The 15,053-nt window shown below is 70.2% G+C and carries 11 protein-coding genes, 1 pseudogene and 1 riboswitch; of the genes and pseudogenes, 7 read left to right on the top strand and 5 right to left on the bottom strand.

Annotated elements, in window-relative coordinates; all coding sequences use genetic code 11:
- Positions 1-50 precede the first annotated feature (50 nt).
- Entirely contained in the window at positions 51-1,451 is a 1,401-nt protein-coding gene (locus ACOKM3_RS37485) for a purine-cytosine permease family protein (RefSeq protein ID WP_426905717.1), read from the bottom strand.
- Positions 1,441-1,535: riboswitch (TPP riboswitch) on the bottom strand. (Overlaps the previous gene by 11 nt.)
- A gap of 413 nt (positions 1,536-1,948) precedes the next feature.
- Between ACOKM3_RS37485 and ACOKM3_RS37480 the strand changes: the two genes are divergently transcribed.
- The 5 genes from ACOKM3_RS37480 (at position 1,949) to ACOKM3_RS37460 (ending at position 9,393) form a co-directional block, all read left to right on the top strand.
- Positions 1,949-3,364, top strand: coding sequence for a family 2B encapsulin nanocompartment shell protein (locus tag ACOKM3_RS37480; protein WP_426905716.1), 1,416 nt, complete (start codon positions 1,949-1,951; stop codon positions 3,362-3,364).
- A 54-nt stretch (positions 3,365-3,418) separates the two neighbouring features.
- Positions 3,419-4,756 (top strand): family 2 encapsulin nanocompartment cargo protein terpene cyclase, encoded by a 1,338-nt coding sequence (locus tag ACOKM3_RS37475; protein ID WP_426905715.1) that lies wholly within the window; start codon positions 3,419-3,421, stop codon positions 4,754-4,756.
- Between the two features lie 16 nt (positions 4,757-4,772).
- Positions 4,773-5,660: a geranyl diphosphate 2-C-methyltransferase gene (locus ACOKM3_RS37470; RefSeq protein WP_426905714.1), complete on the top strand. Its 888-nt coding sequence runs from the start codon at positions 4,773-4,775 to the stop codon at positions 5,658-5,660.
- Between the two features lie 158 nt (positions 5,661-5,818).
- On the top strand, positions 5,819-6,904 hold the full coding sequence (locus ACOKM3_RS37465; RefSeq protein WP_426905713.1) for a hypothetical protein: 1,086 nt from the start codon (positions 5,819-5,821) through the stop codon (positions 6,902-6,904).
- A gap of 470 nt (positions 6,905-7,374) precedes the next feature.
- The gene (locus ACOKM3_RS37460) at positions 7,375-9,393 is read left to right on the top strand and encodes a SpoIIE family protein phosphatase (RefSeq protein WP_426905712.1); all 2,019 of its coding nucleotides are present in this window, start codon (positions 7,375-7,377) and stop codon (positions 9,391-9,393) included.
- A 54-nt stretch (positions 9,394-9,447) separates the two neighbouring features.
- Here ACOKM3_RS37460 and ACOKM3_RS37455 read toward each other — a convergent pair whose 3' ends face one another.
- Positions 9,448-10,407 carry an NAD(P)H-quinone oxidoreductase gene (locus ACOKM3_RS37455; RefSeq protein ID WP_426905711.1) on the bottom strand — a complete coding sequence of 320 codons (960 nt, stop codon included), beginning with the start codon at positions 10,405-10,407 and terminating at the stop codon, positions 9,448-9,450.
- 345 nt (positions 10,408-10,752) lie between these two features.
- Positions 10,753-11,982, bottom strand: coding sequence for an IS701 family transposase (locus ACOKM3_RS37450; RefSeq protein WP_426905710.1), 1,230 nt, complete (start codon positions 11,980-11,982; stop codon positions 10,753-10,755).
- A 167-nt stretch (positions 11,983-12,149) separates the two neighbouring features.
- Between ACOKM3_RS37450 and ACOKM3_RS37445 the strand changes: the two genes are divergently transcribed.
- Complete coding sequence (locus ACOKM3_RS37445) at positions 12,150-12,695, top strand: helix-turn-helix domain-containing protein (protein WP_327668343.1); 546 nt, start codon at positions 12,150-12,152, stop codon at positions 12,693-12,695.
- The gene (locus ACOKM3_RS37440) at positions 12,692-13,246 is read left to right on the top strand and encodes a transposase (RefSeq protein WP_327668342.1); all 555 of its coding nucleotides are present in this window, start codon (positions 12,692-12,694) and stop codon (positions 13,244-13,246) included. The genes ACOKM3_RS37445 and ACOKM3_RS37440 overlap by 4 nt, the downstream gene beginning before the upstream one ends.
- Positions 13,247-13,257: 11 nt before the next feature.
- Here the strand turns inward: ACOKM3_RS37440 and ACOKM3_RS37435 are convergent.
- Together ACOKM3_RS37435 and ACOKM3_RS37430 are read right to left on the bottom strand one after the other, a co-directional pair.
- Positions 13,258-14,122, bottom strand: a pseudogene (locus tag ACOKM3_RS37435) (alpha/beta hydrolase).
- Between the two features lie 172 nt (positions 14,123-14,294).
- Positions 14,295-14,912, bottom strand: a complete 618-nt coding sequence (locus tag ACOKM3_RS37430) for a TetR/AcrR family transcriptional regulator (RefSeq protein ID WP_426905709.1) — start codon at positions 14,910-14,912, stop codon at positions 14,295-14,297.
- Positions 14,913-15,053 lie beyond the last annotated feature (141 nt).

Here is a 15,053-nt window from a genome sequence, read left to right as displayed (position 1 = left end):
AGGTGCAGGAGGTGCGATACGTACAGGTGGTGCGGGGCTCGTACGGCAGGTCAGCCGCGTCGCCGCAGCCGCAACGGCGCGTACACGGCGGCGGCCACGAGGAACGCTACGTAGTACGACACGTCCGCGCCGTGCAGCGCTTCGGCCACCGGGCCCACGTACAGGCTGGTGTCCATGAACGGGACCGCCGCGCCGAAGGCCGCCGCGAAGGCCAGCAGCGCCGGCCAGGCGGGCCCCCGCCGCTCGCGCTCGGCGGCGAGGTCGAGCGGCGCTCCGGCCCGCGCCCTGGCCCGCGCGCGCCAGTCGACGAGGACGATCGCCACGAAGCCGGGGATCCAGTACCCGACGAACAGCAGCACATTCTGGAACCGCGCGGTGGTGTCGGCGGCGTGCATCCACAGCACGAGCGGGAAGCCGAGCGCGGCGGCGAGGGCGGCGGCCACCGGGCGCGGTATGCGCACGCCGATGGTCTGGAGGGCGAGCGAGCCGCTGTAGTCGTTCATGGCGTTGCTGCACAGCGCGGCCAGCGCCACGGCGAGCAGCCCGAACGCGCCGACCGCTCCACCGCCGAGGATCTTGTCGACCCCGGCGGCCGTCTGGTCGGTCAGCACGGAGGCGCCCCACAGCCCGAGCGCCTGGACGGCCACGAACGACACCAGCAGGCCGAGCAGCGTGTACCAGAACATGCGGGTACGGGAGGTGGTGGCGGGCAGGTAGCGGCTGAAGTCACTGGCGTACGGCGCCCAGGACAGGCTGAGGCTCAGCGCGATGGTGCTGGTCAGGACGAACGCGCCGGCGCGGTCGGCCCCGTGCACGGAGCCGTGGGCGGCGGGGTGCACGCCGTCGAGCATCCGCCACGCGATGAGCAGGAACGCGGCGCCGAGCACGAAGGTCATGACGATCTGGAGCCGGTGGATGGCCTCGTAGCCGAGGACACCGAGCAGTCCCTGGGCGAGCAGCATGACGAGGACGCCGACCCAGAACGGCCAGCCGAACAGGCGGGCCAGCGCATCGCCGCCGAACAGGCCGATGAGCGCGTCCCACGCGATGGACGACAGCCACTGCAGCACGCCCGGCAGCACGACGCCGCGCCCGAACGCGAGCCCGGCCAGCGGCAGTTGCCCCGCCCCGGTCCTGCTCCCCCACGTCCCGAGGTAGGCGGTCGGCACCGCGCCGACCAGGGTGCCGAGCACGACGGCGGCGAGGGCGGTGGCGAAGTCGAGGCCGAGGGCGATGCCGACGGTGCCGGTGAAGACGCCGGTCATGGTCAGGTTCGGGGCGAACCAGACGGTGAACAGGCGCCCGGCCCCGCCGTAGCGGTTGGCCTCGGGGACCGGTTCGATGCCGTGCCCCTCGATGCCGAGGTCGCCGGGTGCCGCGGGCATCCGCCCGTCGAAGGCGCCGCTCTCGCGGTCGGCAGGCAGGCCACTGGAAACATGCGCCACAGGCATGAGACATCCCTCCGCCAGTACGAACTGGTTCAGGTTCGACGGGTGTGTTCTCAGCCCTCGGGTGGGGCACCCCGTGTCCGGTTACGGCGGCCAGGGTAACGCGGTGGCCGGTGTCGGCGCGCGGGTGGGTTCCCGCTCGGCCGTGCCGCCTTTACCTTGCCCCGTGCAAAGTCCGCAATGAGGACCTCTGCGGCGGCTGGCCGACTTCCATCGGGTTTGCGACCCCGCGACACCCTGCCGCCGCGTGAGAGCGGGCCGGCATCCGCGGGGACACGCCACGGAAACGGGCCGAGATCCATCGGTGGCCGGGCAAACACCGCGCGGCCTTGATCATCGCATCGAGCTAATGTCCCCGGCTTCCCTTGGCCGGGCGGGCGAGGCGGCCCTTACGGTGATTCAGGTTCTGGACGCATTACCTCTGACATATCCCTCTTTCCTTCTTCTGCCCCGTTGCTACGGGCATGCGTGCTTTCGCCCGACCAAGGAGAGCTCACCCGATGACCGTTGACTCGACCACGCCGGACACCGCGTCGGTACCGCCGCAGCAGACCAGCCTCGGCACGGCGGCCGCCCGCAACCTCGCCACCACGACCAAGTCCGCACCGCAGATGCAGGAGATCACCTCGCGGTGGCTGCTGCGGATGCTGCCCTGGGTGGAGACCAAGGGCGGCGTCTACCGGGTGAACCGTCGCCTGACCTACACCGTCGGCGACGGGACCATCGAGTTCATCCAGGACGGCGGCACCGTCCGGGTCATCCCCCGCGAACTCGGTGAACTGGCGCTGCTGCGCGGCTTCGACGACGTCGAGGTGCTCACCACCCTCGCCGACCGGTGCGTGCAGCACGACTTCCGGGCCGGCGACACACTGGTGGAGCGCGGGGCACCGTCGGACAAGCTGCACCTGATCGCCCACGGCCGCGTCAGCCAGCTCTCCGAGGGCGAGTACGGCGACGAGGTCGCGCTCGACGTCCTCGCCGACGGCGACCGCTTCGGCGACAACGCGCTGCTGGACGAGGACGCCCGCTGGGAGCAGACCGCGGTCGCCGAGACCTCGGGCACCCTGCTCACCCTGTCGCGCTCCGACTTCGCGGCCGTGCTCTCCGCGGCGCCGCACCTTCAGGAGCACGTCGACGAGTTCAAGTCGCTCGCGAGCCGGGGCCAGAACCACCGCGGCGAGGCCGAGATCCCCATGTCGGCGGGGCACGTCGGCGAGCACGAACTGCCCGGCGCCTTCGTCGACTACGAGGCGAAGCCGCGCGAGTACGAGCTCTCGGCCGCCCAGACGATCCTGCGCGTGCACACCAGGGTCGCCGATCTCTACAACGAGCCGATGAACCAGACGAAGGAGCAACTCCGGCTCACCATCGAGGCATTGCGCGAGCGCCAGGAGCACGAGCTCGTCAACAACCGGGAGTTCGGCCTGCTCCACAACGCCGACTTCAAGCAGCGCCTCCAGCCGCACTCGGGCCCGCCCACGCCGGACGACCTGGACGAGCTGCTCTGTCGCCGCCGCGGCTCGAAGTTCTTCCTGGCGCACCCCCGCACGATCGCGGCGATGGGGCGCGAGTTCAACGCGCGGGGGCTGTATCCCGACCACGTGGACCTCGGCGGCCAGCAGGTGCCGGCCTGGCGCGGGGTGCCGATCCTGCCCTGCAACAAGATCCCGGTCACCAAGGAGCGCACCAGCTCGATCCTGTGCATGCGTACCGGCGAGGACAACCAGGGTGTCATCGGCCTGCACCAGACCGGGCTGCCGGACGAGTACGAACCGGGTCTTTCGGTCCGGTTCATGGGCGTCGACGAGCAGGCCATCACCAAGTACCTCGTCAGCACGTACTACTCCGCCGCGATCCTCGTGCCGGACGCGGTCGGTGTGCTGGAGAACGTACAGATCGGCCGCTGGCCCAGGTAGCGGGCGCAGGCCCGGAGCCGCCCACCCCGCCAAGGAGCCCTCAAGGAGACATGGATGCCCCCGCCTGAGCCGACACCTCCTCAGTCGAGCCTGCCGGAAGCGGTCTCCCGCTTCGGGGCGCAGGTCCTGGCCGACGCCGCGGCCCGCGCCCGTGACATCGGCGCCGTCACGGGCGGCGCGCCCCGAGTGGCCCCGCCGGCCGCCGAGGCACCCGCGGCCCCGGTGCCGGCGACCCCGGTGCCGACGGCCGGGGTACCGGCAGTCGAGGTGCCGGCGGCCGAAGTCCCGCCTGCGGGCGCCGACTTGGAGCGGCTGCTGCGCGGGCCCAGCGGCCTCGGCACGGCGGGCCTGCGGCTGACTCCGCGGGCGGAGCCGAGTCCGCCGGACCCGGCTCCGGCGCCGACTGCCGCGAAGGGCAGGCCCGTTCCCGGCCTGTACCACCACCCGGCGCCCGACCCCGATCCCGTACGCGTCGCGGAGGTCAGCCGCAGGATCAAGGCCTGGGCGCTGGACGAGGTCGATCTGTACCCCGACGACTGGGAGGAGGAGTTCGACGGATTCTCCGTGGGCAGCTACATGGTCGGCTGCCACCCCGACGCACCCACCGTCGACCACGTCATGATCGCCACCCGGCTGATGATGGCCGAGAACGCGCTGGACGACTGCTACTGCGAGGACCACGGTGGCTCGCCCGTCGGCCTCGGCTCCCGGCTCCTGCTCGCGCACACCACGCTCGACCCGCTGTACACGACGCGGGAGTACCAGCCGCAGTGGACGGAATCGCTCTACGCGGACGCGCCCCGGCGCGCCTACCGCTCCGCCATGGAGTACTTCGTCCAGGCGAGCAGCGCCTCGCAGGCCGACCGCTACCGGCACGACATGGCCCGGCTCCACATGGGCTACCTCGCCGAAGCGGCCTGGTCCGAGCACGACCACGTACCGGAGGTGTGGGAGTACCTGGCGATGCGCCAGTTCAACAACTTCCGCCCCTGCCCGACCATCACCGACACCGTCGGCGGCTACGAACTGCCGGCGGATCTGCACGCCCTGCCGGACATGCAGAAGGTCATCGCGCTCGCGGGGAACGCGACGACCATCGTCAACGACCTGTACTCGTACACGAAGGAACTCGACGCTCCCGGACGGCACTTGAACCTGCCGGTCGTGATCGCGGAACGCGAGGACCTGTCCGACAAGGAGGCCTACCTCAAGTCGGTCGAGGTCCACAACGAACTCATGCACGCCTTCGAGACAGAGGCCGCGGCCCTGGCCGCCGCCTGCCCGCTCCCGAACGTCCAGCGCTTCCTGCGGGGCGTCGCGGCGTGGGTCGACGGCAACCACCAATGGCACCAGAACAACACCTACCGCTACAGCCTGCCCGACTTCTGGTAAGAGATAGGACACATCAGTGACCAGCACCGAACTCACCGCCACGGCCCAGACCGCCTCCCCGTACATCCCCGGTCCCGCCACCCCCTACCAGGGGGACATCGCCCGCTACTGGGACGGCGAGGCCCGGCCGGTCAACCTGCGGCTCGGCGATGTCGACGGTCTGTACCACCACCACTACGGCATCGGCGCCGTCGACCACTCCGCACTCGGCGACGGGACGGGTGACGCGAACGAGAAGAAGCTGATCGCCGAGCTGCACCGTCTCGAGTCGGCACAGGCCGAGTACCTGCTCGGGCACCTCGGTGACATCGGCCGCGACGACACCCTGGTGGACGCCGGCTGCGGCCGCGGCGGCTCGATGGTGATGGCGCACCAGCGCTTCGGGAGCAAGGTCGAGGGAGTCACCCTCTCCGCCAAGCAGGCCGACTTCGCCAACGGCCGGGCCGAGGAACTCGGCATCCAGGACCACGTCAGGGCGCAGGTCTGCAACATGCTGTCCACCCCGTTCGAGACCGGGCAGATCTCGGCGTCGTGGAACAACGAGTCGACCATGTACGTCGACCTGCACGACCTGTTCGCCGAACACTCCCGCATCCTGGAGGTCGGCGGCCGCTACGTGACCATCACCGGATGCTGGAACCCGCGGTACGGCCAGCCCTCGAAGTGGGTGTCCCAGATCAACGCGCACTTCGAGTGCAACATCCACTCGCGCCGGGAGTACCTGCGCGCGATGGCCGACAACCGCCTGGTGCCGCAGGCCGTGATCGACCTGACCCCGGACACCCTCCCGTACTGGGAGCTGCGGGCCACGTCATCGCTGGTGACGGGCATCGAGGACGCGTTCATCAACTCGTACAGGGACGGCTCGTTCCAGTACCTGCTGATCGCGGCGGACCGCGTCTGACCGTTCCCCGACCGAAGGGGGTGGAGCCGTTCGAGGACGGCTCCACCCCCTTCGGTGTCACCCGGCGTTCGCGCCTGTGCCATGATCCGTCGACGGCGGCCGGCCCTGGGGAGGGACCGGCCGCCACCGAATTGGCACGGTACAAGGGGAGTTCACCAGTGAATCCGGGTGGGGATCAGGGCGGTTCGTCGCTGTCGGACGAGGATTGGGAGCGCTTCCTCCAGGAGTCCGAGGACGGTGTGCGGGACGCGCCGAAGGAGCCGTCGGCGCGCGCCCGCATGGTGACGCGCCGCTTGCAGGAGGAGGACGCCCGGCCCGAGCCGTGGCGTGCGCACCGGCCGGCCCGGCCGCGCCGCCGTACGGGTTGGTACGTACTCGGCCTGGTGGCTGCCCTGGCCGTGGTGGTCGTGGCACTCGCTCCGGGACGGGTGACGGACTGGTTCGGGTCCAGCTCCTCCTCCGACGATCCGACACCGCTCGCAGCGGCGCCGCCATCGGCCCGATCGGCCGAACACCCCACACTGGCCGAGCCGTTCAGGGGCTCCCCCGCCGCACGCTGGGCCTCCGGGACGGCCGGGATCACGGTGCCCGCGGCCCGGGCCACCGGCTGGATGACCAAGGCACAGGTCGCCCGGACCCTCGAACGCTCCCGCGACTTCCTCGCCGCGTCCAGCCTGGACCCCGCGGTGCTGCGCGGCGCACACCCCGTCGAGGCCATCGCCCTCATCAACCCCCACCAGCCGAAGGAACGCGCCTTCCTGGACCGGTCGTTGAGCGCGCCGAGCGAGAAGTACAACCCGCTCGTGCTGTTCAGTCGCTTCGACCCGACGAAGGTCGAGCCGGCCGGCGACGTGGTCAAGACCCGGGGCCGCATCACGTACCGCGCGGGCGACAAGGGTGCGCTGGAGGTCACCACCGATGTCACGTACGTGTACCCGGTGATGAGCGCGGAGACGGGCGACGACCGTGTCACGCGCGTCATCGTCCGCCGCGAAGTGGTGATGAACTGGCACGATCCGGCGAAGGTGGTCACGGAACCGGGCACCTTCTCGGTCGTCTCGAACCGCGTGGACACCACCAACGCGGGCTGCGAGACCTACACCGGCTACCTCACCCCGTCCTTCACCGACGAGCACGACACCGGCGAAGGACCCGTGGTCGACCCGTACGACCGCAGCGTCACGATGGACGAGCGGGTGGGCGCCGCCGGGGACGACAAGTGCGGGACCGCCGCGCGGTCGTGAATCGGGGGGCGGCACGGTGCGCCGGCGTCGGGGTGCGGACGCAGGAACAGGAGCCCAGGCCGTGCTGGAGGAGGGGTGAGTCGATCCAGTACGGGGCGGACAGCTCGGCGAGGGGCTCATCGTGCGGTGCGTGGCTCATACCGAGGAAACGACTGCGCCCCGTGCGCGGGCGCGTGCCCCGGCGAAACCGTTATCTCGCCGCCCCCGCACGAGTGAAGCCGGATGCGCTCCGTGAGCGAAAGTGCGGATGTGACGCCGTCGTCGTGGACGAGTGGTGCTCGCGGAGCGTCAGCGGGGTGCATGCCGTCAACCCGCCGTCGCAGGGCACGGTGCTGTCTGCGGTGTCCGCCCTCGCCGGCGCGCGTACGGCTGCTCATTCCGTCTTCTCAGGGGATCATGGTGGAGTGGAAGAGGACGCCGCTCTCAGCCCGGGTCCCGCCTTCGACTTAAAGAGTCTCCAGGCGGCGACCGTGGGGGCAGCGCTGGTCACGGGGCCCTTTCACCGGCTGAGAGAGCGCAATCAGCCGTTCGAGGAGCTGTTCGAGTTCTGGCGGTTGGGGCAGGAAGCGGGCGTCGCGCTGGCGGGGCCCGCCCTGCGGCCCGTGCTGCGTGCCCTGGATCTCGCCGGGACGGAGCGATCGACCGTGCTGGTCGATGTCCCCGGCACTCGCTCCGAGGGCGCGACACACCATGCGTGTGTGGTGACGTGCGTCCCGGTGCGGATCTGGTGCGGACGTGCCACGTTGATGCTGGCCGCGCGCATCACGACGCGCGTGCTCGGTGCCGGTGGTGGGGTGCGGGAAGAGGCGCACGACACTCCCGCGAATGCGGTCAGACGCTACGAGGCCCTGCTGTCGGCCATCCCGCACGTGGTCTGGCTGATGGACAGGGACGGAAGCGTGTCGGCGCTGGTCGGCCGGTTCGGACAGGGCAGCGGCGGCCTGTGGAACCCGGACGGCAAAGGCTCGTGGATGGACGCCGTCCACCCCAAGGACCGCGCGTGGTTCGAGTCGAAGTGGCAGGACACCGCGAGCGGCCGGTCGCTCCTCGATGCGGAGATTCGCGTACGGGCAGCGGACAACACCGGCGGTTACCGGCACGTGAAGATCATCGCGGTACCGGTGCTGAGGGACGGCGAGCTCGTCGAGTGGATCGGCACGGTGAGTGACGCCGAGGAGCAGTGGCGCAGGCAGATGCGGGAACGGCTCCTCGCAAGGGTGGCGGCCGAGCCCGTGGCGGGTGACCTCGCGGAGCTGTTCGCCGGTACGGCCTCGGCCGTGGTGCCCGACCTCGTCGATGCCTTCGCCGTCTTCCAGCTTCAGAGCGGCGGCCCCGCCGCGCGCGATCCCGGCTCCGGCCTCCACCTCACCAGCCGGGTGCGCATCGCCCGCGCCCCGAACCTGCCGCCGATCACTCCGCTCGCGGGCGACTTCGTTCTCGGCCCGCTGGCCGAGCAGGCGATCGAGCACCGCCGGGCCCGGGTCATCAGGTTCCCGGCCGGCGGACCGCCCGATGACCTGTTCTCCGGGCCGACACGGGAATGGCTGGCCCGCGCCCAGGGCACGAGCCTGACGCTGCTGCCGATCGTCGTGGACGAGCGGACGGTGGCCCTCGCGGCGGCGGCGACCTGCCAGGGCAATCCGCCACCCAGTGACACGGACATCGAGCTTCTCCAAGAGGTCCTCCACCGGGCTCAGGGCCCCGTGTCACGCACGCTCGAACTCCAGAATGTGCGTGACACCGCCCTGGCCCTCCAGCGCTCGTTCCTGACGGCCCCGCCCCAGGTCGAAGGTGCGGAGCTGGCGGCGGTGTACCAGCCCGCCAGCTCCCAGGCCGAGATCGGCGGTGACTGGTACGACGCCACGGCCTGCCGCGACGGATCCCTGACCCTGACGATCGGCGACGTCGCCGGGCACGATCTGAACGCCGCCACAGCCATGGGCAAGGTCAGCAACATGCTGCGCGGCTTCGCCTACGACGACCCCACGAGCCCCGCCCGGACACTGAGCCGCCTGGACCAGGTGACACAGGGCCTCGGCACCAGTCCGTACGTCACCATCCTCCACGCGGTGCTCACGCCGGCCGAGGGCGGTGGCCGGGATGCGGTCCTGTCCAATGCCGGGCACCTCCCGCCCCTGCTCGTTCCGGCCGGCGGTGGGGTTCCGCACTATCTCGCCGCCGTCGACGGTCCGGACCTGCCCCTGTGCGTGGCACCTGGCGCGCGACGCGGTGAGTGGCACGAGCGGCTCGGGCCGGGAGACACGCTGCTGCTCTACACCGACGGTCTGGTGGAGACACCCGGGCAGGACATCGGCGACGGGCTCGGCCGGCTGGCGGCCCGAGCCGCCTCCCTCACGTCCCAGGACCTGCCGCTCGCGACCCTCATCAAGGAGCTGCTCACCCTGCCCGGCGAGCGCCGCGACGACATCGCCATCATCGGCCTCCGCGTCACGGTCGACTCGCCGTGCCCGCGGGAGCGCGAGCGCTGAGCCACGGGCGCAGGGGACTTCACACTTCACACTTCAGACCTCAGACCTCAGACTTCAGGCGTTCACCAGAAGGATTTTGCCGACGTGGTGACCCGTGTCGATCAGCCGGTGCGCCTCGGCTGCCTCGGCCATCGGCACGGTCTGGTCGACGACCAGTCGCACGGCCCCGCTCTCGATCATCGGCCAGACCTCGCTCCGGACCTCGGCCACGATCGCCGCCTTCTGCTCGGCGGAGCGGGTGCGCAGGGTCGTACCGTGCACGGAGAGCCGCTTGAACACCATGTCGGCGAGGTCGAGTCGGCCTTCCAGTCCGTCCTGGAGGCCGATGACCACGAGGCGTCCGTCCGGGGCCAGGGACTGGACGTTCCGCTCGAGGTACTGGCCGCCGACCACGTCCAGGATGACGTCGTAGGGGCCGTGCTCGGTGAAGTCCTGAGCGCGGTAGTCGACCGCCACGTCGGCGCCCAACTCCTTTGCCCTGGCCGCCTTTTCCGGGCCGCCGACGGTGGTGACGACCCGGGCCCCGACCGCCTTGGCGATCTGGATGGCCGCGGTGCCGACGCCGCCCGCGCCGCCGTGGACGAGCAGGGTCTCCCCCTCCTCGAGGTGCGCGGTCATGACGAGGTTGGACCACACGGTGGCCACCGCCTCGGGCAGCCCGGCCGCCTCGACCAGGCCGACCCCCTTGGGCACGGTGAGCAACTGCCCTGCCGGAACGGCGACCTTCTGCGCGTATCCGCCCCCGGTCAGCAGCGCACACACCTCGTCCCCCACCTTCCAGCCGGTCACCCCCGCACCGACGACGCCGATACGGCCCGACACCTCGAGCCCCGGGTACGGAGAGGCACCCGCGGGGACCGGGTACAGACCCATCCGCTGCATGACATCGGCCCGGTTCACCGCACTGGCCACCACGTCGACGACCACTTCCCCGGCTGCGGGTACGGGGTCTTCGGCATCGACCCATTGCAGTACTTCGGGCCCACCGGGTTCCTTGATCGACACTGCCTTCATGACATTCCGTTCACGTGGTTGAGGGGAGACCGTCTGTGCGCGGGGCCACTGCTCGCGCTCTGCTTCTAGGGCCTGTCGTTTGGATTAGGCCGGATCAGGGAGCGGGGTCTGGTGCGTGCGATCGCAAGGCGGAGGAGGGAGGCGACGCGGAGCGTCGTCGACCGACGACAACGCCGCGAGCGTGCGTGCCAGACCCCGCGAGCCCGGCCTGATCCAAACGACAGGCCCTAGTAGTGCTTCGTTAAGTTCTGGCTCGGCTCGCTGTGAGGGGTTGGCCGCAGGTGGTGCAGGTCCCGGTCCAGCACCGCAGCAGGTCCTGCAGGGTGTCGAGGACTTGGTAGAGACTCAAGCTGGACTCGGGGCTTTTGGGTCGTAACGCCGCAGGGTGAGGAAGGCCTGGGCGGCGGTGACGAGGGTGACGTGGTGGTGCCAGCCGCGCCAGGTGCGGCCCTCGAAGTGGTCCAAACCGAGGCCGTGTTTGAGTTCGCGGTAGTCGTGCTCGATGCGCCAGCGCATCTTCGCCAACCGCACCAGGTCGGCGACCGGGGTGGTGGCGGGCAGGCTGCTCATCCAGTAGCCGCTCGGTGCCGCCTCGTCCTCACGCTGTTCGACCAGCAGGGTCCGCAGCGGCAGCACGCCGTCCCAGCGGGCCCGTCCGCCGGCCCGTTCCTGGGCGGTGCGGCGGGCGAGCTTGCCGGCCGGCCGCACTTGCAGCACCGCGAAACGGGAGGTCATCGGGCCCTTGCTGCCTTGTCGCCAGGTCACCTGCTGGAACGGGGTGGTGGCATCGACGACATCGGCCAACGCCCGGGCGCTATCGCGGTAGCAGGGCCGCGTCGGCGGCCCCAGCCCGCCGTAGGGCGGCTGATACGGTTCGGCCGCCTCCATCTGCACGGTCTCCTTGGGATCGACGGCCATCACGTAGGACCAGCCGTGTTCCTCCAGCGCCTGCCGGAAGGAGACACTGCGGCCGTAACCGGCATCGGCCACGATCACCGGCACCTGATCCACCGAACCGGACAGCTCATCGAGCAGGTCCAGCGCCAGCTGCGGCTTGGGCACGTGCCCCACCTCCTCCGGCACCCCCGCAGCCCGCCGCCGCGCGACATCACCGGCCCACTGTTCGGGCAGGAACAGCGCCCACTGAAGCGGGCACGACACAGTGTCGGTGGCCGCGTGCACGCTCACCGCGACCTGGCAGTTGGCCCGCTTGCCCAGCGCACCGCAGTACTGCCGGGCCACCCCCACCGACGCCGTCCCGCACTTGGGAAAGGACACGTCGTCGACCACCCACACCTCGGGCCGGATCACCTGGCAGAGCCGCTCGGCGATCCGGCGGCGCACCGGCGTCCAGTCCCACGGTGACTGGCTGACGAACTGCTGCAGGGCCTGCATGTTCCCGTCCGGCAACCGCTCGGCCATCGGCTGGATCGACTTGCGCCGCCCGTCCAGCATCAACCCCCGCAGATAGCACTCGCCCCAGCCCCGCTGATCCTTGCGCGGCACCGAGGCGAACACATCCGCAACAAACAGTCCCAACTCCGCCCGCAGACGGTCCACTTCATGTGCGTCCACACACCCAACATGCTCCTGATCAGCCTCAACAACCAGAGCTAACGAAGCACTACTAGTGCTGGATTCCTCTTTGGCGGGGTAGGTGTAGTAGTGCGGGGTGCTGATTCGGGCTGCTCGGGGGGCGAGTTGTTGTGCCAAAGGTGTTATCGGCCCGTCCGGCTTCGGACGTGGCGGAGGAGAGCAAGGTCCGCAGGCTGGCCGGGGCGAGGCACGCGCCGGCTGACTGGATTCTGCGGGCGGGGATCATCGCGCTGAGCTGGGACGGCCTGCACGTTCCGGTGATCGCGCACCGGTTGGGCTGCCATCACAAGACGGTCCGTAAGTGGTTGCACCGGTTCAACACCCAGGGCCTGGACGGACTTGGTGACCGGCCGGGCTGCGGCCGCAAGCGCAGGATCACCGAGGACGAACGCTCCCGCATTATTGCCCTGGTCAAGCTGACTCCGCCCGGCAGACTCGAGATCCAGCCGTCCAACGAACTGTGGGCGGCCGATGTGAAGGGTCCGGAGGAGTGGACTCTGGACGCGCTGGCCGCCACCGCCCAGGCCGAAGGCATCCAGGTCGGCCGGTCTCAGGTCCGCCGGATCCTCATGGCAGAGGGCGTGCGCTGGCGCCAGACCCGTACCTGGACCACCAGCCGGGATCCGGAGTTCTCCCCAAAAGGACGAGGATTGTCGGCCTCTACACCGAACCGCCGAAGGGCACCACGGTGATCTGCGCGGACGAGCTCGGGCCGGTCATCCCGCGTGCCTTCCCACCCGCGCCCGGCTGGTCACCGGACGGGCACCGGATCAAGGCGGAGCTCGACTACAGCCGTGGCCCGGAAAAGACCTGGGTCTACGGTGGCCTGCGGGTGCGTGACGGCATTGAGGTCACCACCACGGCCGCTTCCCGCAACAGCGTCAACTACCAGCAGTTCCTGCAGAGAATCGAGGACGCCAACCCCACCGGTCCGCTCTGGATCGTGACCGACAACCTGTCCTCCCACAACAGCAAGTCCACTCGCGAGTGGCTGGAGGGCCACCCCCGCATCCACCATGCCTTCATCCCGGTCGGCGCCTGCTGGCTCAACCTGCAAGAAGGCTGGTGGCGCCTGTTCCGCAAGGCTGCCCTGGCCGGCCGCTCCTTCTGCGGACCCGACGACATCGCCGAAGTCACCACCGTGGCCACCGCCCAGCTCAACGCCCGTGCCAAACCCTGGATCTGGGGCCGACCGGCACCATCAACGCGCGTCCTCCGGCACCGTTTTGAGTACCGCCTTTGAGGAATCCAGCACTAGTCGTGCAGTGCGCTCTTCGGCGCGTTCACGGCGAGGTTCCGCGCGACGTTGGCCGCCCGTGTGTCACGCAGGCTGTCGAGGAGCAGGAAGTCGTGGACCATGCCCGCGACCCGCACCGACGTGACATCCACCCCGGCCTCACGGAGCTTGTTCGCGTACTGCTCGCCCTCGTCACGCAGCACATCGGCCTCATCGGTGATGACCAGCGTCGTCGGCAGCCCCTTGAGTTCCTCCAGCGAGGCCTGCAACGGCGCTGCATGCACCTCGGCCCGCTGCGCCGGGTCGGTGGTGTACGCGTCCCAGAACCACTTCATCCCGTCGCGCGTGAGGTAGTAGCCCTCGGCGAACTGCAGATACGAGGGGGTGTCGAAGTCCGCGTTCGTCACCGGATACAGCAGGACCTGCGCCTTGAGGTCCGTGCTTCAGCACCCACTGCCCCACCGCGTAGTTCTGCTCGACCTGCGTCGGGTACTTGGCCTCGGGCGCCCGGTCGTACACCGGGAAGACACCCGCCGCACCGGCTCCGACAGTGAGTTCACGGAACAGCCGGTCATGCGTCTTGTCGTCACCGAACACCCAGCCCGCGCCGTGGATGTAGAACACCACCGGCATCGGACCGCTCGACCCCTTCGGCCGGATGATGCGGGTACGGACCGTGCCCCATTCGCCCGCGTCCACGTCGACCCACTCCTCGTCGACGTCGGGCCGGGGCACACTCGGGTCGCTCTGCAGCCCGAGCAGGATCTCGCGCCCCTTCTCGGGTGGCACTTCGTAGATCCGCGGGTGTGGGTCGGTCGCCTCGGCCAGCTCCTTCGCGGCCGGCTCCAGGTAGGGCGTGATCGGCGGCGGCACATCAACCATGTCCACTCCTAGTGACGAGCCCCCCCATGGGCGTGACTATGTCGGTCACACCGGTCGGGCGAACCCCCGTGAATCGCCCCCGCGTCCCATCTTCAAGCCCCGCCCACAGTCCGCAACACGGCACGAAACCGTCCGCCGGGACGGCGGTGACCGTGGGTGAAGGCCCCTCGCCCTAGGCCGATGCCGCCTCGCCCTGCCCGGCCGCCGCCTGCAACGCCGGAGCCGCCATGAACAGCGCGGACACGGCAGCGCGGACCTGCGACGCGACCGTCTCGGGGGTGGACGTGTCGAGCTTGCCGTCGAGGTGCAGGAAGGCCAGTCCGTGCACGAGGGCCCACACCGTGGTCGCCAGGACACTGGCGTCCGAGCCGGGGAAGGCGTTACGGACGATGCCCTGGACGTACTCCGAGATGACAGCCGTCGCGGCGACGCGTTCCTCGCTGGTGGGGTCGCAGGGCTCGGCGAACATCGCCCGGAACAGCGCCGGGTGGTCGAGGGCGAACCGTACGTAGACGACGGCGACCGCCGCGAGGTCCTCAGGCGTCGAGGGCGCGGGGTGCGCGGCGGCCAGCTGCTCGGCGAGTTCGCGGTAGCCCTCCGCCGCCACCGCGGAGACGAGCGCGTCACGGTCCGCGTAGTGGCGGTACGGAGCGGTCGCCGACACCCCCGCACGGCGTGCCACCGCACGCAGCGACAGTCCGGCGCTGCCGTCCTCTTCCAACAGCTCACGCGCCGCCCGCAGACAGGCCGCCCGGAGATCCCCGTGGTGGTACGCAGCGCCTTGCGGCATGGTCACGCTCCTCTGTGTTCGCACCGTCGACATTGTCCCTAATGTGAACGGTGCATACACCGTAAGCGATCGAACCGGAAGAGCGGAAACGAAAGAGGGGAACCAAGGGCGGGACCCCGAATGTCCGGCGGACTGCTCCCG

Origin of the sequence: Streptomyces nidicola, from assembly GCF_050106155.1 — a bacterium.
Classification (GTDB): domain Bacteria; phylum Actinomycetota; class Actinomycetes; order Streptomycetales; family Streptomycetaceae; genus Streptomyces.
The sequence above is the reverse complement of the archived record's forward strand: the minus strand, read 5'-3'. Positions and strand labels throughout refer to the sequence as shown.